We start from the raw sequence: 17,543 nt of genomic DNA, 5'->3' as shown, positions 1-17,543 counted from the left end.
AAGCAACCCCATGAGATGGCTCACTAGCCCAGCATCCGCAGGAATGTCCCGAAGACGCCGGAAGTGGGCGGAGCGAGCGAGTGAGCGTGAGAGACCAGAGGTGCAGGCGGCCGCTGGGCGGCGTTGGAACGGCTCGGAGGCAGGCATGGGTGGGATCGCTGAGGGGCTCGAGCGAGCGTTGCTGACCCGACCCGTACCCACCGGTGACGCAGCCGTGCGTTTCCTGCTCCGAGCGGAGCAGGGCTCAACGAAGCGCGTGGCTGCACTCCTTGGCGTCTCTCAGCGCACGGTGCAGCGGTGGATCACCGCCCGGCCGGGGATGCGCCGCCGTCCCAGTGCCGCGCACGCGGGGCTGATCGATATGGCCGTCAGGACCCGGTGGCAGCCCCGGGTGCGTGCCCGTCTGCGGGCCCGGGCCGAGGCCGACGGCTTTGTCCTCCACACCAGGGCTCGGTTCGGATTCGCCGCTCCGGCAGGCTCATCGGACGATCCGCGGGTACGGCTGATCACCCAGTACCTGTCGGGAGAAGTGGCCCGCGAGCTGTTCGCCGTCCGGGACGCCGGCGGAGGCGAGCAGCAGCAGATGGTGATCCTCGCCAGAGCGCTGGGGCACGCCTACTTCCGGGACGCAGGCCGGCGTGCCCACGGTCTCGGGATCGCCTTCACCGAAGTGGAGTTCGCCGATTTCTCCATCGGCTGACCATGAACCAGGTCTCGGTCAGCGCGCGGGCGGGGTCTGGTGCCGTGCCAGCATCGAGTCGTAGTGCTGCGCTTCCTTACGTTCGAGCCAGTCCCACAGAATGGGGCCGACGGGACCGGTGCGCTGTTCGGCAGGCGGCTGGGGCGGGCGCAGCCTTGCTGCCTCCGCCACACGCAACAGGGGGGTGCGGTCGTGGGGGCCGACCAGCAGATGCTGGTTGTGGCCGGGCGCGAGCCGGGCGAAGCACACGGCAGCCTCGAGGAAGATGCGCGCCCACGGCGGCACGCGGTAGGTGGCACAGCCGTCGGTGTAACGGGCCCGGTCATGCAGAGCCAGGGTCGCCGCGGCATCGTCGTAGTCGCCCGGGCGGGCGGTGGCGAGCTGCTGGAGGGATGTGCCGGTAAAGATCGCGGCCGCGAGAGCTGCGGCCAGGCGGGGATGAGCGGTCACAGCGGCCAGGCGCCGGGCGGCTTCCCGAGCCACCTGCTGAGTGAGAGGCGCGGGCGGCGGGCGGTGCCGGAAGACGATCGGCGGCGGCGTACACGGGCCGGTACAGGCAACAGGGCTGTCGTAGGAGACGAGGCGGTCCAGCGCGGGCAGGGTGAGCCACCGGTCTGTCGGCTGGGCGGGCTCGTCCGCAGGCGGGGGTTCGGCGGCAGGTGTGCCGTAGTAGTGGCGGCGGGCGGCCTGGAAGTCGGCGGTGATGGCGTAGTCGGCCGTCCGCAAGGCCTGGTGCAGGGCGGGCAGGTGAGGGCGGTGGCAGACCAGGGTCAGGTGGATACCGGTGAAGGCACACAGCTGCAGGAGACGCATTGTGCGGCGCGCAGTGAGGCGGTGGGCACGCAGGACGGTCAGCCGGGTGACCGGAAGTGCGGTCACCCAGGCGGTGGCGGCTTCCCAGGCGGGCTGACGGCCGCCCGGGAAGTGGCCAGGGAGCAAGGGCGGTTTACCCAGGGCGGCGAGAAGGTCGTGGGCGAGGCCGGTTTCGCTGGTGGTGCCCGGGCCGGGATGCAGGGTGATCCGGCCGGACAGCAAGTGGTGGGCGGCCAGGGCGGTGTGCGTGTGGATCGCGTCGTCGCCTGGGTCGAGGACCACGGCGACGGACGGTGGCACGGCGGGCGGCATGGCGGCGTGGTGGTCAGGCGAGGCGGCTGAAGGCCCAGCGCAGCAGCTCCTGATCCACGCGGGGGCGGCCGGTGCGGGTCAGGGCGGTGCGGGTGTGGGCGGTCAGCTGGGCCCAGGCGCGGAAGTTGCCGTGAGCGGCGTGGCTGTCGGCGAAGGTGATGTCGTCGGGGTCGGCGTCGGCCCAGATGGGGTGGAACAGGGGGATGGCCTCGAGGACTTCGCTGGGCGTGAGGCGGGTGAAGTGCTGCCAGATGAAGATCCGGGAGGACAGCATCGGTTCGCGGCGCAGCACGGTATGGCAGCCCTCCCCGCCGACGAAGATGACCGCGAGCTGGGTAGAGGGTTCGTCCCACAGATAGCGGAAGTACTCGAACGCCTCCCCGTTCAGCCACTGCGCCTCATCCACCAGGAAGGTGCGGGGACGTTCAGCCAGGGACATCTTCAGCAGCCGGTCGAACTCACTGGGATGGCGCGGCGGCTCACCGGCCAGATCGAGCGCGGTGAACAGCTCGTAGCGCACCGCGCGGGCAGTCGGCCGAGCCCGGAAAGTGATCTTGCGGACGTCCTCATGCGGCTCAAGTCCCCGCAGGCAGATATTGACGGCGAGCGTCTTGCCGAAGCCGGCGCCGCCATGAATGCACATCATGGCCCGCGCGGCGACGGTGTCGGCGATGTTGTCCCGGGCGGTGAGCAGGGCGCGGGTGGTGACCACGGACGCATCCGGGCAGGTCGACGTACTGGTAGATGGCCGCGGTCACGAGGCGTCTCCGTCTTCAGCAGGGTCTGCGGCTCGTCCGGGCGGGTGCCCGGGGGCAGGTTCGAACGGGAGGGAAGCAGGCCGGCCGGGCGCGGTCCGGGTGGCGAGGGAAGGCGGAGTGCGCCAGTCGGCCGGGGGCGCGGCGGGTGGGATGAGGTCCGGCAGCGCGAGCTGCGCGAGGTCGGTGTCGGCGGCCTGGGCGAGTTCGGCCTCGGCCTGCGCGGTGGTCAGAGCGCCGAGCCACTGGGGGGCCTCAGGCTGGTTCACGGCCGCGTAGCGCTCGCGCTGTGAGGCCTCCAGGTCCTTCTTCAGGCGGCGGGTGCGGGCGGCCCGCGCTCTTCGTACGGCGCTGATCTGTTCGTCGGTGGCCTGGTCGGCCAGGTCCGCAGGACCCAGGTAGCGGCCGGTGGCCGCGTGGTAGACCTCGATCCGGTGGTCGTGATGGGGCATGAAGCGGATGCGGACCTGGATCCCGGCCTGGCCGGTCATCCACGGCCCCACGTAGTCGCGTTTTCTGAAGCGGATGCCGCGGGTGGTCAGCGTGCGGGTGCCGGCGTCCTCCAGGGTGAACGTCCACAGATCTGCCGCGGGCACGTCCCGCAGCGGCGTGGGATCGTCCTGCCACGCCTCAAGCGGAGTCCTGCCCCGCAACGGCGCCGGGCGGTGCTCGGTGTTCCACCACGAAGTCCAGGCCAGCAGCCGGGCGGTGAAGTCCTCGAAGCCGAGCAGCACTTCGTCTTTCGGACGGGAAGCACGCTTACCGGGGCGCGGCTGACGGGCATAGCCAGGCAGCGCGGCCAGAAACATGCCCTCCACCGCCCGGTTCAGTCCCTCCACCGTGCCCTTGAGGTGAGGGGTGTAGGCGGGCAGATCCTCCACCGTCACGTCCAACAGATCGAACGCAGCCGTCACCGTCCGGGACAAGAAGTCCTTGCCACGGTCGACACGCACCTTCTCCGGCAGACCACCGAACGGACCGTAGGGATCCTCCCGCAGGACCGCGGAGCGCAGCGCAGACAGCACCGACTCCCGCGACGGATCCCCCGGCGTGACGGCCACCCCCGTGATCGCGTTCGTCGCGCAGTCGGTGAACCACGTGATCCACGGCCTGCGAGCCATGCCGTCGACATCGACCAGCACCGGCGCCTGCATGTGGTCCGTCTCCCACACCTGATTGCGCCAGCCCCGCGGCCGGGCCAGGAACACATCATGCTTGCGCGCCGCCCGCTCCCCACCCGCAAGCCCCGCCCGCTCCCCCGGCGTCAGATCCCGCTGGATCGCCCGGTGCAGCGTCGGAATCGACGGAGGCGGCTCCCCCTCGCCCTTGGCCGCGCGAGCAATCAGCTCACGATGGACCGCCGCGACGTTGCCCTTCCACAAGGCCAGCAGGCGGCGCACTTCCGGGGTGACGGAGAAGCGGTCTTTGCTCTGGGCCCGCGCCCCGGGCTCCGCGGCCGCGGACTCGTCCCGCTCAGCAGCGGCAAGCCACCGCCACACCGTGCGCTCGGTCACTTCCAACGACTCCGCCATCAGCCGTACATGCCGGGTCGTCAGTTTCTGGTCCTGCCGCAGGGCGAGCAGCCGGCGCACGGCAGGGCCGCGCAGCGCCGACAAGGAGGAAGAAGGCAGACCTCCCCGCGCGTCCGGACCGTCCCCGTGCACGCCGGAGCGGGAAGTGCCCTCTCCCGGCCCGGCCGCCGCGCCGGTCACAGCGGCCCCATGAGCCGTGCGCAGGCCCGCTCCAGCAACCGGCGGTCCACCACCGCACGGCTCTTGCCGTAGATCTCGGCGGTCAGGTGCGAGGTCAGCTTCGCCCACGTCCGGAAATTGCCGTGGCCCACATGCTCGTCCACCCACACGACATCGTCCTCGCTGACGTCCTCCCACAGCGGGTGGAAGGCAGCCATGACGGTTGCCACCTCGCGCGGGCTGAGGCGCGGCACCAACTCCCAGGTCAGCACCCGAGAGGCCAGCGCGGGCACCCGGCGCAGCGCCCGTTCGCTGCCCGCCCCCGCCAGCACGAGTGCCGTGTCCGTGTCCGGGTGGTCCCACAACCCGCGCAGAAACTCCAGCGCCGGCCCCGGAAGGCGCTGTGCCTCGTCCAGCACCAGCACACGGGGCTGCCTCAACGCGTCCACCAGCATCAGGTCGGCCTCCCCCGCCCCGCGCGGCAGACGCCTGCCCAGCTCGAGGGCCTCCGCGAGTACCCGGCGCAGCTCGGGAACCGTCGGGTGCACACCGACATGGACCCGACGGACCCGGGCCGGGTGCGGCAGCTGGGACAGGGCGTACTGCAGCGCGACGGTCTTGCCCTGGCCGGCGTCGCCGTACAACCACACCACCGCCCCCACCGCGGCCGCGTGCGCAACCGTCCGCAGCACCGACCGAACCGCAGGCGTGTGCACCACCTGGGCATCCGGAACCAGAACCGGGACCTGCGCCAAGTGCTTCTGCTCCCGCAAAAACACCTGCCCACCGGCACCTCTCTCGGCCACCACGTTCAGGCCCAGCTCACTGAGGGGATCCGCCCTACGCACCCCGGCCACCTCAGGCTCCCGCCCGGTCAGCAAAGGCCGCCCCGCCCGACGGTCCCTGCGGATCACCCGGCACAACGTCGACATCGACGGAACCGGCACCTCACCCCCGGCAGCCACCAGCCGACGCCTCAACTCCGAGACATTGCCCCCCACCTCACCCAGCAGCTCCCACACCTCGTCCGACACCGCATACCCCTGCCGGACCGGCGCCTCCACCCGCCCGGAAGCCTTCGCCTGCTCCAGCCAGCGCCAGACCGTACGCTCCGAAACACCCACCGTCTCAGCAACCGCACGCACATGCCGCGTCGACAACTCCCCCGCCTGCTGCCGCTCCAGCAGACGACGCACCACCAACGCCCTCGGCAGCACAGCCCCCCGGCCGGCCCTTACGTCCTGATTCACCCCACGATCACACCGGCCTCCCCCACCCCACCGCATCAGAACTCACGAACCTGAGACAGCATCAGCTGCCATGAGATAAAGCCCCACGACAGCAACACCCACCCCCAACCTCTCACTTCACGACAGTGCCGATCCCACCCCAACACCCCACTGACCAGCGCCGACACAGCACACCACCAGACCAGCACCACCGACTCTCACCACTACCGACCCCAAGCCGCAAGGTCGCACTCGGCCGCCACCAGCAGACCACCGCACGGCCCTCCCTCATCGTCACCGGACCCGCCGCAGCCGGGAAACCCACCGCCCTGCTGAACGTCGGCCGCACCTGCCACCTCGCCCACACCCGCAAAAACCCGCCCCCGCCCGGATCAGCCCACTCCACGGCACCCGTGACGTACGTCCTCGTCCCGCCCGGCGCCACCGCGAAAACCCTCATCACCGAATTCGCCCGCTACCTCGGCATCCCCGTGGCCGCCCGCATGACCCAGACCCAGATCACCGACACCGTCAGCCACACCTACACCCAAGCTGGCGTCCAACTCGTCCTCATCGACGAGATCCACCGCCTCAACCCCCGCACCACCACCGGCGCCCAGGCCGCCGACCTGCTCAAAGATCTCACCGAACGCCTGGCCGCCACGTTCGTCTACGCCGGCATCAACGTCACCGACACACCCCTGTTCAGCGGCCCCCGCGGCGCCCAGCTCGCCGGCCGCGCCACCCTCATCACCTGCGGCCCCCTCCCCGCCCGCCACGGCACCCGCGAACCCTTCCGCGACGTCATCACCGACATCGAGAACGCCCTCGACCTCACCCACCACAAACCCGGCGTCCTCCTCCGGCACGCCGCCTACCTCCACCAGCGCACCGCCGGCCGCATCGGATCCCTCACCCGCCTCATCCGCCAAGCAGCCATCACCGCCATCCACGACGGAACCGAACGCATCACCAAAGCCGCCCTCGAAGCGGTACAGCTCGACCACCTCGCCGAACAACACAACCGCCCCACCCGCAACCGCTAACCCCCGCCCACCGAACAGACAAAACAGCGCTGACCAGCACAAACACCAACCGGGCCTTTACGCGCTGGCGAAACCCACAACGAGCCCGGTCCCACTCAGCGCACACGACACAACCCCAGCTCACACCCCGAACTGCCCGCTGGAACCGTGCACCCGGCCTCTCTCAACGAACCCACAACACACCAGGCCAACAAACCCGCGACACACCAACAAACCCCCCTCCGAGCGTTACCGGCGAAATCCTCCCTGTTTCGGGCCCGCGACCGGCTGGGTGTGAGCCATTTTGCGGGTGTTGTTCGCGGCCACCGCCCAGCCGATGGCCGCCGAGACGACGCCGGGTGCATTCTGGCGGCACGCCGCCGAGCAGTACTCCGCCCTCGGTGCGGCCTCCCACTTCAACGGGGCCTCACACACGGGACAACACCGCGAAAACGAAGGCCCCGACGAACCCGGAAACCCCGCCAGGCTACCCCCCTCAAAGATCCAGCTCAGCGGTTCAGACACAGGCGCTTACTGCCGTGCCAGCGCGTCGTGGACAGCGGTTATGTCACCCCGGGCCCTTCGGTGCCGTCCGGGGGCGGGTCTCGCCGTTTGCGGCGGCTGTGAGGGCGGCGTATGTCCCGCCGCGGCCAATCAGGTCCGTGTGGGTGCCCTGTTCGACGAGGCGGCCGCGGTCGAGGACGAGGATGAGGTCCGCGTCGCGCACCGCGGTGATGCGGTGGGTGATGAATACGGTGGTGGCCGGGAGGCTGGCGAGGTTCCGGTTCACAATGCGTTCCGTCGCGGTGTCGAGCTGGCTTGTAGCCTCGTCGAGGAGGAAGACGGCAGGGCGGCGGGCGACGGCCCGGGCGATGGCGATACGCTGCCGCTGGCCGCCGGAGAGGCCGCCGCCGCCTTCCACAAGCACGGTGTCGTAGCCGAGCGGGAGCACCGTGATCTCGTCGTGCACAGCGGCGGTGCGGGCTGCCGCGACGATTTCGGAGGCGGGCAGAGACGTCTCGTCGAGGGCGATGTTGCCGCGGATCGAGCCGCTGAAGAGCGCCACCTCCTGGGGCACGATGCCGAACCGCTGCCGCAGCTGGGCTGGCGTCCAGGTGTCCGCAGGCAGGCCGTCGTACGAGACCTGACCCTCGGTTGGCTGGTAGAGGCCGAGCAGGAGCATCCCGAGCGTGGTCTTGCCCGAGCCGGAGGGGCCGACGACGGCGACCTTCTGGCCGGGGTGGATCACGAGCGATACGTCGCGGAGGGCGAAAGGCGCCCTGGGGTGGTGGCAGAACGAGACGTTGTGTAGCTCGATGCCGCCCTTGAGGGGCGCCGGGGGCGGGGCGGCGGGAAGACATGCCGTCGACGGCTTCCCCTGAGGTTCCTCCGGAGGTTCTTCGAGAATGTCGCGGATGCGTAGGAGGTGGGCGCCCATCTGCTGCAGGCGCATGCCGTGGGCGACGAGCGACGACACGGGCGCGAGGGCCATCACCGCCAAGCCGTTGAGCATCAGCATCCGTCCAAGGGTCAGCTCGCCGGTGATGACGCGGTGCGTGCCAAACCAGAGTAGACCGAGGGTGCTGAGCAGGTGCACCGCCATCTGCAGCGCCGCAGTCACACCGGTGAGGCGGGCCTGGCGCTGCATGGCGGCGAGCGAGCGGGTGAAGTCCCGGGACCAGCCGCGCAGCGCTTGGCCTTCCAGTCCCATGCCCTTCACGGCGGCGATGCCCCGGATGCACTCCAGCATCTGGGCCTGCGCAGAGGCCTGGCCGGTGAGGTACTCCTGCAGCAGCACGTGGGAGCGCTTGGTGGTGATGGTGATGCCCGCGGCCTGGATGAGCGCCAGGCAGACGACAATCAGTGCCGTCCACGGGTCGGTGAGCGCCAGCAGAATGACATAGCCGAGGAGGAAAGCGGCGTCGAGTACGCCGAGGACGGCCGGGCCCGCCACCAGCTCCCGGATCAGGGCCGTTCCGGCGGCGCGCTCGGTGAGGTCGGCACCGGTGCGCTGGGTGAAGAAGCTCAGCGGGAGCGACATCAGGTGAGTGAAGAAGCCGGTGACCAGGCGGCCGTCGAGGCCCCGCTGCAGTGCGGCAAGCGCGATGGCACGAACCCAGCCGACCAGGGCCTGGAACGCGGCGAGGGCAGCGAAGCCGCCGCCGATGAGCAGCAGCGAGGGCGGTGGGCCGCCGGGGCGGGCGACCGCCTCGACGAGCCAGCCTGTGGCCACCGGGACAGACAGGCCAATCAGGTGGGTGAGCAGGGAGGTCAGGAGGATGAAGGCCAGCAGGCGGCGGGAGCCGCGCAGGGCGGCTCGGATGGCGTGCGGTCGAGCGGCGGCGGCCCGCGGCTCCACGCTCTCGTGGCTCCTGGCGAAGGTGAAGACGATGCCGGTGTAGCCCGCGGTGAAGGCATCCAGGGACAGTTGGCGGCGGCCGACTGCCGGGTCGACGAGGCGTACCTGCCCAGCGGTGAGCCGTTCCAGCACGACGAAGTGGTGCGGGTGCCAGGAGACGATGGCTGGCAGCGGGCAGCGCGTCAGTGCCGCCAGGTCGGCGGCGAACACCCTGGCGTACAGGCCTACTTGGGCGGCGCCGGACACGATCTCCCGGGCGGTGGCGCCGTCCCTGCCGGTGCCGCACGCCTCGCGGCAGGCGTGCAGGGTCGTACGCAGCCCGTGTGCGCGGGCGACCATGGTAAGGCAGGCGGCGGCGCAGTCCGCGACGGCCAGCTGTAGAACGACCCCGGTCCGCTTCCTCCTCATGGCCTGCCGCCCGGAGCAGCGAGGGTCAGTACGCAGGGGACCTGGGCGGGGCGGGCCAGGCGAAGCAGGACGTGGCCGATACCGGAGAGACCAGTCATGAGCTCCGGGGACTGCAGTCCGGCCGGACTTCCGCAGCGCAGCCCCGTGTGGCCCGCGGAGTGGAGGAGGGTACGGGTCCGCTCCTGCAGTTCGCTGTCCCAGCCGCGTTCCGGCCACAACTCACTGGCCTGCAAAAGCAGTTCGAGGCCGGCCGCGTCACCGTGGCACGGGGCGTGGTCGCGGCCGAAGCCGGTGCGCAAGGTGGCGCGCACCGCCGCGTCGGCCTCGGCGGCCAGATTATCGTCGGCCGCGTGCCGACACATGTCGATACGGGTCAGGCCGATGCCGGTGGCACCGTGGCACCAGGCGGTCATGTAGGGCGCCTCGCCACCGGTTGCGATCACGCCGTCCAGTGCTGTCGCCCCGTCCGATGCCGCTGCGCGCAGATCGTGCCACTGCCCGGACTCGGAGTCGTAGGTGCTGCGCTCGTACTCCAGCGCGGCGTTGGCGGCAGTGGCGTAGCGGGCCTCGCCCGTGGTTCGCGCGAGGTCGTGCAGGGTCATCGCGATGCCGCCGGCGCCATGGGCCAGGCCACCGAGCGGCACTCCGGCGGTGTCCGGCACCGGCCAGCCGATACCGCGCGGCATCGGGCGAGCGTGCGCCAGCAGGTGATCACCACAGCGGGTAGCGGCGGTCAGCACTTCGGCCGACGGGCGGACGCGGTACAGCCCCAGCAGCGTGCGCAGCGCCCCCGCGGCGCCGCCCATCACATCGAACTTGCGATCCCTGCGGACGACTTGGCCCAGCCGTACGGCCAGCCGCTCGGCTTCGGCGAGGAGCCACTCGCCCTGCCAAAGCACGCCTGTTCTGGCGAGCAGGTGGACGAGGCCGGCCCGGCCGGTGAAGGCCCCGATGCCTGGCGGGTCCGAGGCGCGGCGCAACAGTTGATCCACCACCTGCCGAGCTGCGTTGGCGTAGCGCTCCACGCCGGTGACGGCGGCCAGTTCGGTGAGGAAGAGGGCGATACCGGTGCAGCCGTCGTACAGGGCGGGGCCCAGCGGGCCGGGCTGCCAGCTGCCGGGTCCCGTTAGGCGCAGCCCCCACCAGTGCAGGCCGACGGGGCCCCGTCGGCGGGCGAGCGACAGCACCCGGTCGCCCACGGCGCGGGCCGCCGCGACGAGCGGTTCCGGTTCCCCCTCCCCGTACTGCAGCGGCGGCGCGAGGGCACTGGCAAGCGTCCAGGTCTGGCGGGCCAGGTCCGCCTCCCCGAGGGCCGCGGCACGCTGCTGGGCCAAGTCGAGGCCGCAGGCGGCGAGGTAGCCGGGCAGCACGGCGCCCCCAGCCGTGCGTACATCGCGGGAGCCGGCCCGGGCACGGAAGACTGGGATGTCGCCGCGCAACAGGTCGGCGTGCTCAGCGGCCACCGCGGGCGCGAGATGGGGCAGCTGCCGGATCTTGTCAGCGAGCCGGTCGAAGTGGGTGGCGCGGGCGGTGGCGTCGCGCAGCAGGTCAGGGTGGTACGACTCGTCCAGGAGGCGCCCATAGGTGCGCGTGGCGCGTAGGATCACGCGCACCTCGTCATCGGCGAAGCGGGCCAGTAGGGCGCCGAGTTCGCGCCTGCCTCCCGCGAGGGCGCGATACGCCGCGGTGAAGCCAGCGCGCAGTTCGGCCGCGTACTGGCGAGGGTCGGCGGGCGAGCCGGCGAGCACCGGCCGGTGCTCGCCCGCGCCGACGGTGGCGGGGCGGCGCACGATCCGGGCGCGGTCCGTGCCGGCGTCCTGCCAGTGCACGGCGGAGAAGGGCAGCATGGTCCCCGGCACGGCAGCCAGGCCGCTCAGGTCCGCCTCGCCGGCGGGCGGCGGCAGCAGTGCCGTACGTAGCAGCTCCGGGGCATCCTCGGCGCCGGCCGGAGGGGCGTGAAAGAGCGCCTCCAGGTCCAGCAGGACCGGCCAATCGGCCGCCGCGACGAGGTTCTCGTAGTGAATGTCGGTGCCGCCGAGCACGTACAGCACAGCGAGCAGGGCTCCCTGGCGGTGGTAGAAGCGATGCACCTCGCGCGCGTCGCGACACGGGGCGGCGGCGACGTACTCCGTCCAGCCATGGTCCCCGGCTTCCGCCACCGCCGGGACGCGCAGTTGCAGGCCTGGGCCGCGAGTGGCCAGCCAGGCGAGCAAGTCATGCAAGTGGGCATCGACGGCCAGTGAACGGGGTTTGTAGACCAGCCGGTAGCCGGAAGCGAAGCGCGCAAGCACTACGCACCTGCCGCCCCCGTGCGGGTCGCCGGCCGCGAGGTCGACGGCCGTGAGCGGGCCCGGGTCTGCGGGCGGGCGTAGCCGGTCGCCGATGAGCGGCCAGTCGGCGGCGAGGCGGGCCAGGAACTCCGCCGTGGTGTCTCCCCAGTCGCCGCTCAGCCGTGCCGCCTCGCGGCGCAGCTCCGGGTAGCGGTCCAGCAGTTCCGCGGCCGCCGCCGGGTCATCCTCGTATCGGTCGCAGAACGCCGCGAAGCGGGCGGGACCGTCGCCGCCGGACAACTCGCCCAGCAGCCGGGCCGCGTTGAGCTCCAGCGCCATGGTGCGGCCCGCCATGGCGAGCAGCGCCTCCTGCAGTGCGGGCAGGGCCAGCGCGGAGGCCCAGCCGCTCGCTGCGGGTGTCCAGGGGCGCGGCGGCAGCGCCGCCGTGAACCGGTCCAGGCGCCTGGCCGCGCGCCGCATCAGCGGGTCGAAGGGGGCCAGCAGCCGGGTCATGTGCGCGGGCCGGGGAGTCGCCTCCCCGGCCGCGGCTGCCAGTGCTGCGGTCAGCATCGGCTCGAGTTGGCGATACAGCGCCAGCCCAGCGAGGTATATGTGCCGTACGTGGTGACCTCGCAGGGCCGGCCGCCAGCGACCGAGTCGAGGTCGGCGTCGGACAGTTCGACCATGCCCGAGGGGTGGTCGGGGACCTCGGCTCGCTCTGCCGGGCTGAGCCCGGCGCGGTACTCCGGATCGGTCCAGGCGCGGACGATCTCGGTGGGTTTCATGGGTTCCTCCCATTGGGCGCGGACGGCTGGCTTGTCGTCTCCGCAGCCGAGAAGCGTGGCAGCATCGGGCCCGGAGCTGCGCGGGCTTTGCGCCGTCGCCGGCGCTGCGGACTTGTCCATGGCGGAGTGTTACCTCGGGCGGTCAACGACGGCCGCGTCGATGTGGTCGATGTAGGGCTTCGTGTACCGGCTGACCGATGCAATCTGGTTGACCGGCTTGTCGATGCGGCTGGGGCAGGTCGGGTCTGTCGTGGCGCACGCCGTCTCCAGCACGATGTCGGTGGTGGCAGCCGTGTGGCCCTCGTCGTCTACGAAGGTGACGACCAGCTTCTTGCGGCAGGCTGCGAACCACAGGTGGTTTTGCACGGTTGCGTTGCCGGTGAGACGTGAAGTCGACCTGTTCCATTGGATGTTCGCGCTGTAGGAGCAGGCAGCCGTGTAGTCGCTCTCCGTGCTCGCGTGCAGTACCGGGTCGCTCACGGAAGCGGATGCCGGGGTGGGCGCCCAGACCGCGCATGCGGCTGCGGTCGCGACCGCCCCCATCGCGGTGCGTCGGAGAGTGGGGTTGTTCAGCACATTTTCCTCCTGAGGTCAGCAGCCGAGGGATGCCTGGCTGTCGGCGGTGTGCTGCGGAAATGCCGCCAGGCCGATCGTGCCGCGGTTGCCTGGTTTGCGGCGTCTCGTAAAAGGCCGATGTTTTCGGTCAGCTCATAGTCGTGAAAATGGCGACGGCATGCTTCTGCGGTCTGATCTGTGATCACAGTGATGGTCGTACGAGGTGCGCCGCAGGATCTCTTCTGCGCCCCATGGTGGCAACGAGTTATTTCCCGTCGATCGTTTACCGCCGTGCCGGGTCTCAGAGTGCCATGCGACTGCGAGGGGAGACGGAGTGAATAGGTCGACCATCGTCGTATGCGCCTCTACGACATTCGTGAGAATTTCCCTCACAGGGCGGTCAGTGGGTGTTTCATGTTCAGCGTTCCGTCGCGGAGAGGGCTCGGGCTGCTCCGCCACATCCGAGGGATGCCGTCGAGAAAGCACCATGAGCGGGAGGACTTGAGCATGTGTGATGTCTACGCGATCCCTACCGATCTTCGTGTCTCGGTCCAGTTACGGGCCGCCACCAGCCTGGTCGACGGCCATCGGGCTGCCGGCGTCCTGGTGGAGTCCGACATGGTGTGGGTCCCCGACCCACCTGCCGTGTTCCTCGCGGACTCCCGAACTCATGCAATAGAGATCGTGATCAGTCCGTTTCCTGTCCGGGAAGAGCTGTTGATCGAACGCATCAAAGTCCCTGTGATCACGACGTACGAGCGGGAGGGAAACGACCGTCCCGCACTCGCTGATCTCCGGTTGGCCTCGCGGTCGCGGTACGCACCGCAGTTGCGAGAGTTCTCCGGGGCCGATCTGGCGCGAGAGCTGGAGGAAACCGGCGGCGACATGCAGCTCGCGCTGGCCCGGATCGGCGCCGTCTCGTCCGACGCATTTGACGTCGAGTCAAGTCTGAAACAGATGTCGCAGATCGTGAACCTGCAGGGAATCCCAGATCGCAAGCCCAGGCAGCCCTTCGCCACGTACTCTGACCTTGTAGCCGCGGCATGCAAGGTGACCTGCCGGTGCATCCCTGGCACTTAGACATGACAACGTTAATCGCTCAACGAATTCGGCGTTTGCCGCAGACAATTCAGGATGCCGCGTGGGTCCTGGCAATTGCGGTGCTGGACGTGCAGATTTTCTCGTCGAACACGCTTTTCGGCCCCAACCTCGCCTACGCGCTGGCGGGTTATACGGCACTGGTGTGGCGTCGGCGTTACCCGTTGCCCGTTTTCGCCGTCGTCTACGGATATCAGGTGGCCGCCACCCTTTGGGTGGTCGGCTATTCCCCTGTGCTGGGCTTGCTGCTCGCTCTCTACACCGTCGCGGCCAACTGCTCGTTGCGGGCAGCCCAGCTGGCGTTGCCAGCCGCAGCGGTGCCCTATCTGGGGGCAGCTGCCTGGGAGGCGTGGCACCAGCCAGACCAGCAGATCAGCGTGTTCGTGGCGCTCTCCGCCTTCTACCTGCTGCAGACCGCGGGAGCCTGGGGCATCGGGCGGTGGGCACAGCTGAGCCGACTCCACGCGGCCGATCTGGAGTACCGGCGTCAGGCCGAGGCCCGTGAGGCTGTAACTTCCGAACGCACCCGCATCGCCCGCGAGTTGCACGACATTGTCGCGCATTCGGTGACGGTGATGATGCTGCAAGCCGCCGTAGCGAAGAAGACCATGCGCACCGATCCTGACCAGGCCGGTCAAGCCCTCTCCGCCGTCGATGAGTTGGGCACCCAGGCCATGGGCGAACTCAGCCGCATGCTGGCTGCCCTCCGGCCCGGCACCACCGGCGCCAGCCCGTCCGGATCCGACAATGCCCGCCAGCCCGGCCTTGCCGATCTGGAAACCCTGCTGGAGAGCATCCGGCAAGTCGGCGTATCCGTACGCTCCGCAGTGATCGGCACACCGCAGCGGCTCGACCCGAGCGTCAGCCTGACTGCCTACCGCGTGGTCCAGGAAGCGCTGACCAATGTGACCCGGCACGCCGGACCCGGCACGCAGGCAACGGTCCGGCTCTCCTGGGGCCCGGACTTGCAGGTCGAGGTCATCGACGATGGTGGCGGTGCCCCCGACCCCACCGCGCGCGGCCTGTCTACGGGCCAGGGGCTGCGCGGCCTCCGCGAGCGGGTGGCGATCACCGGTGGCCACCTGGACACCGGACCCACGCCCCGGGGCGGCTTCCGGGTCACTGCACGGCTGCCGACCGCGGTCACCACCGTCGAAACCACCCGCGTCCTCCCCGTGACCACCAGCACACCGGACCACCCGCAGCCGCGCGGGCTCCCCGCGCCCCACGAGGAGCGATTTCCATGACGATCCGAGTCATCGTGGCTGAGAACGAGCGCGTAGTGCGGTTTGGAGTAACGGTGCTGCTCAACGCCGAACCGGACATCGACGTCGTCGCCGAGGCGGACGACGGCGCCCAGGCCATCGACCAGGCTCGCCACCTTCAGCCGGACGTTGTGCTCATGGATATCCGGATGCCGGGCACCGACGGCATTGAGGCGACCCGGCAGGTCACCGCCGATACGTTCACCCAGGACGCCGACCGCACCGTCAAGGTCTTGGCCCTGACGACCTTCAACGACGACGAGGCCCTCTACGCCGTGTTGCGCGCCGGCGCATCGGGCTTCCTCCTCAAACACACGGCCCCCTCCGACCTGGTCAGCGCAGTGCGCGCCATCGCCGCCGGAAACGGATGGCTCGACCCCGCCGTCACCAAGACCCTGGTCACAGAGTTCGCCACCCGCGCAGATCCCTTACGGCGCACTCCGACCGAACTTGACCAGCTCACCCCTCGCGAGCATGACGTTCTGCTCGCGGTAGCCCGGGGCCTGTCGAATGCCGAGATCGCGGCAGAATTGCACATCAGCGAGGGCACGGTGAAAACCCATCTGGGAAGAGTCCTGACAAAGCTCGGGCTGCGCGACCGAGCACAAGCCATCGTCGCGGCCTACGAGAACCGGCTCGCGGGAAGGACCGCAGACTCATGACACCATCAGCCCCGACCCGGCGGCCGCAGCGTCATCAGGTACAGCGGAACCCGCTCGCAAGCACCAGAAGAGGCACCCCGTGCCGTCCCGAGACCACGGCGGACCGCTGCGCCCCCGCCGAAGACGGAAACGCGGACCGGTCAGCGACATCGAGGGCCTGAAGGGCCTGGGGTACGACAGTGTCGGCCGCCTCGACATAGACACCAGCGCGGGCGCAGCAGGCGACCTCGATTCCGGGATGACCTGCGCAGATCGAGTGCCGGCCACGACAGGCCGGATAGCTGAGACCACTGAACTGCCGGACCCGAAGGCAACTCGGAGTTGTCCACAGGTCCGCACGCGCCCAGTCACCGCACAGTACGGCACTGCGCCTGCTTGATCACGAGCACGGGGCTGCGCGATGCCCTATGAGGTGGACCTGACGCCACGGGTGGATGATGCGCCGACCGAGGTTGCCGAGGACGGCCGCCAGGAGGTCATGGAAGTGATCGCGGCAGCCCTGGTCCGGCGGGAGGCGTGGCCGACGCCCGGCTGGGACGGGACGCTGTGGTCCGGGCCGCATTCGTGGGTGGCGTTCACCGCGTACACCGACGACGGCATCGAAATGTACGACGTGGGCTGGGCAGGATGATCGGAGGCCCCCTTGACACAGCCCGCCCCACGGCAGTCGTCTGCAGGGCGGGAGGCGTGATCGGTCAGGCCGCGCGGAAGGCTGCGGGCCGGGGACCAAGGCGCCGTACGGCGTGGCGGCGGGCTGGGGTTGCTGACAGGACCAGGTAGCGGACCTTGCTTGCGTCCAGACCCATGACGCAGGCGGCGGCCGCGCTGCTGTAGCCGAGTCGGCAGTGCAGGACCAGCGCGTCGTATTGCTGTGCGGAGCAGGCGTCGAGCCCGCCCGGCACCGGTGCGGCGGTGTGGACGCGGGTGCGTAGCAGTGTCCACGCTTTGGCCGACGGGTTGAGGTTGCTGACGATGTCGCACCAGCCGACGGCAAGTTCGCCGAGCACGCTGCAGACCAGCTGGTGGGCCTGTTTGGTCGGGAGGTGGGCGCGGGCGTAGTCGAGGTAGCCGTCGCGGTTGAGGACGCAGAATGCCTCGAAGGCAGGTGGCAGGGCCGGAGCGAGGCTGGCCGGTTCCCGCGGCAGGGCATGGCTGGTCCGCGGGTGTGGAATGCGTACCGGAGCGGTGAGTGTGCGGGCGGGCCGGCGTGCGGTGTGCATGATCATCCGATCACCTTCATGACGGGCCTGCCTGCTGCGGACCGCAGCGGGGCGGCCAGAGCGGCACATGCGGCGTTCCAGAGGGGACGAAGAGGCTGGGCTTCGGCGTTGAGGGCGTGTGCGAGTTCCTCCACGTCTTCCCAGCAGGGCAGGGCGGTGCCGAAGAACATGCCGGTGATGGCGTGGACAGTCAGGCAGGTGTGTTCACCGAGCTGCTCGGTGCGGGGCCGGGCAGCCGCCAGGTGCAGGCCGCGCAAGGCGGCCGCCAGACCCTGGCGCTGGGTGGGAACCCGTCCGCGAGCCGCCACCCACACGGGCTGGACCTCGGCTGGGTCTCCCCCCGCAGGCGACCGTGAACAGCCGGGCGACCTTCCATGACGGACAGCATTCGCCGCT

The 17,543-nt window shown here is 70.2% G+C and carries 16 protein-coding genes; 6 read left to right on the top strand and 10 right to left on the bottom strand.

The genetic code is table 11. The annotated features are described in order from the left end of the window. The first annotated feature begins 145 nt into the window (after nt 1-145). Entirely contained in the window at nt 146-700 is a 555-nt protein-coding gene (gene tpg / locus POF73_RS44790; RefSeq protein WP_272125274.1) for a telomere-protecting terminal protein Tpg, read from the top strand. An 18-nt stretch (nt 701-718) separates the two neighbouring features. On the opposite strand, the gene POF73_RS44785 is transcribed toward tpg, so the two are convergent. The 4 genes from POF73_RS44785 to POF73_RS44770 all read right to left on the bottom strand — a co-directional run bounded on the left by POF73_RS44785 (nt 719) and on the right by POF73_RS44770 (nt 5,521). Beyond that, entirely contained in the window at nt 719-1,825 is a 1,107-nt protein-coding gene (locus POF73_RS44785) for a hypothetical protein (RefSeq protein ID WP_272125273.1), read from the bottom strand. 13 nt (nt 1,826-1,838) lie between these two features. Beyond that, nucleotides 1,839-2,537 (bottom strand): ATP-binding protein, encoded by a 699-nt coding sequence (locus POF73_RS44780; RefSeq protein ID WP_272125271.1) that lies wholly within the window; start codon nt 2,535-2,537, stop codon nt 1,839-1,841. A 42-nt stretch (nt 2,538-2,579) separates the two neighbouring features. Continuing rightward, complete coding sequence (locus POF73_RS44775; RefSeq protein WP_443049772.1) at nt 2,580-4,172, bottom strand: transposase; 1,593 nt, start codon at nt 4,170-4,172, stop codon at nt 2,580-2,582. Between the two features lie 116 nt (nt 4,173-4,288). Further along, nucleotides 4,289-5,521, bottom strand: a complete 1,233-nt coding sequence (locus tag POF73_RS44770) for an ATP-binding protein (protein WP_272125268.1) — start codon at nt 5,519-5,521, stop codon at nt 4,289-4,291. Nucleotides 5,522-5,646: 125 nt separating this feature from the next. Here POF73_RS44770 and POF73_RS44765 point away from each other — a divergent pair, with 125 nt between their 5' ends. Further along, nucleotides 5,647-6,546 carry an ATP-binding protein gene (locus tag POF73_RS44765; RefSeq protein WP_272125267.1) on the top strand — a complete coding sequence of 300 codons (900 nt, stop codon included), beginning with the start codon at nt 5,647-5,649 and terminating at the stop codon, nt 6,544-6,546. Between the two features lie 547 nt (nt 6,547-7,093). Here the strand turns inward: POF73_RS44765 and POF73_RS44760 are convergent. From POF73_RS44760 to POF73_RS44745, 4 genes are all read right to left on the bottom strand, one after another. Continuing rightward, nucleotides 7,094-9,292 carry a peptidase domain-containing ABC transporter gene (locus POF73_RS44760; RefSeq protein ID WP_272125266.1) on the bottom strand — a complete coding sequence of 733 codons (2,199 nt, stop codon included), beginning with the start codon at nt 9,290-9,292 and terminating at the stop codon, nt 7,094-7,096. After that, nucleotides 9,289-12,132 carry a type 2 lanthipeptide synthetase LanM family protein gene (locus POF73_RS44755; RefSeq protein ID WP_272125264.1) on the bottom strand — a complete coding sequence of 948 codons (2,844 nt, stop codon included), beginning with the start codon at nt 12,130-12,132 and terminating at the stop codon, nt 9,289-9,291. The genes POF73_RS44760 and POF73_RS44755 overlap by 4 nt, the downstream gene beginning before the upstream one ends. Then, nucleotides 12,126-12,347, bottom strand: a complete 222-nt coding sequence (locus tag POF73_RS44750; RefSeq protein WP_272125263.1) for a mersacidin/lichenicidin family type 2 lantibiotic — start codon at nt 12,345-12,347, stop codon at nt 12,126-12,128. Before POF73_RS44750 ends, POF73_RS44755 begins: the two co-directional genes overlap by 7 nt. A gap of 129 nt (nt 12,348-12,476) precedes the next feature. Beyond that, nucleotides 12,477-12,923, bottom strand: a complete 447-nt coding sequence (locus POF73_RS44745; RefSeq protein ID WP_272125262.1) for a hypothetical protein — start codon at nt 12,921-12,923, stop codon at nt 12,477-12,479. Between the two features lie 336 nt (nt 12,924-13,259). Between POF73_RS44745 and POF73_RS44740 the strand changes: the two genes are divergently transcribed. The 4 genes from POF73_RS44740 to POF73_RS44725 all read left to right on the top strand — a co-directional run bounded on the left by POF73_RS44740 (nt 13,260) and on the right by POF73_RS44725 (nt 16,558). Further along, complete coding sequence (locus POF73_RS44740) at nt 13,260-13,982, top strand: hypothetical protein (RefSeq protein ID WP_272125261.1); 723 nt, start codon at nt 13,260-13,262, stop codon at nt 13,980-13,982. Next, nucleotides 13,964-15,247 (top strand): sensor histidine kinase, encoded by a 1,284-nt coding sequence (locus POF73_RS44735; protein WP_272125260.1) that lies wholly within the window; start codon nt 13,964-13,966, stop codon nt 15,245-15,247. Before POF73_RS44740 ends, POF73_RS44735 begins: the two co-directional genes overlap by 19 nt. Beyond that, the gene (locus POF73_RS44730; protein WP_272125259.1) at nt 15,244-15,927 is read left to right on the top strand and encodes a response regulator; all 684 of its coding nucleotides are present in this window, start codon (nt 15,244-15,246) and stop codon (nt 15,925-15,927) included. The genes POF73_RS44735 and POF73_RS44730 overlap by 4 nt, the downstream gene beginning before the upstream one ends. 400 nt (nt 15,928-16,327) lie before the next feature. Further along, nucleotides 16,328-16,558, top strand: coding sequence for a hypothetical protein (locus tag POF73_RS44725; protein WP_272125257.1), 231 nt, complete (start codon nt 16,328-16,330; stop codon nt 16,556-16,558). Nucleotides 16,559-16,622: 64 nt separating this feature from the next. Here POF73_RS44725 and POF73_RS44720 read toward each other — a convergent pair whose 3' ends face one another. Continuing rightward, entirely contained in the window at nt 16,623-17,147 is a 525-nt protein-coding gene (locus tag POF73_RS44720) for a hypothetical protein (RefSeq protein WP_272125256.1), read from the bottom strand. Nucleotides 17,148-17,149: 2 nt separating this feature from the next. After that, on the bottom strand, nt 17,150-17,455 hold the full coding sequence (locus POF73_RS44715) for a hypothetical protein (protein ID WP_272125255.1): 306 nt from the start codon (nt 17,453-17,455) through the stop codon (nt 17,150-17,152). Nucleotides 17,456-17,543 lie beyond the last annotated feature (88 nt).

The organism is Streptomyces sp. HD (assembly GCF_028369295.1).
Classification (GTDB): Bacteria; Actinomycetota; Actinomycetes; order Streptomycetales; family Streptomycetaceae; genus Streptomyces.
The sequence above is the reverse complement of the archived record's forward strand: the minus strand, read 5'-3'. Positions and strand labels throughout refer to the sequence as shown.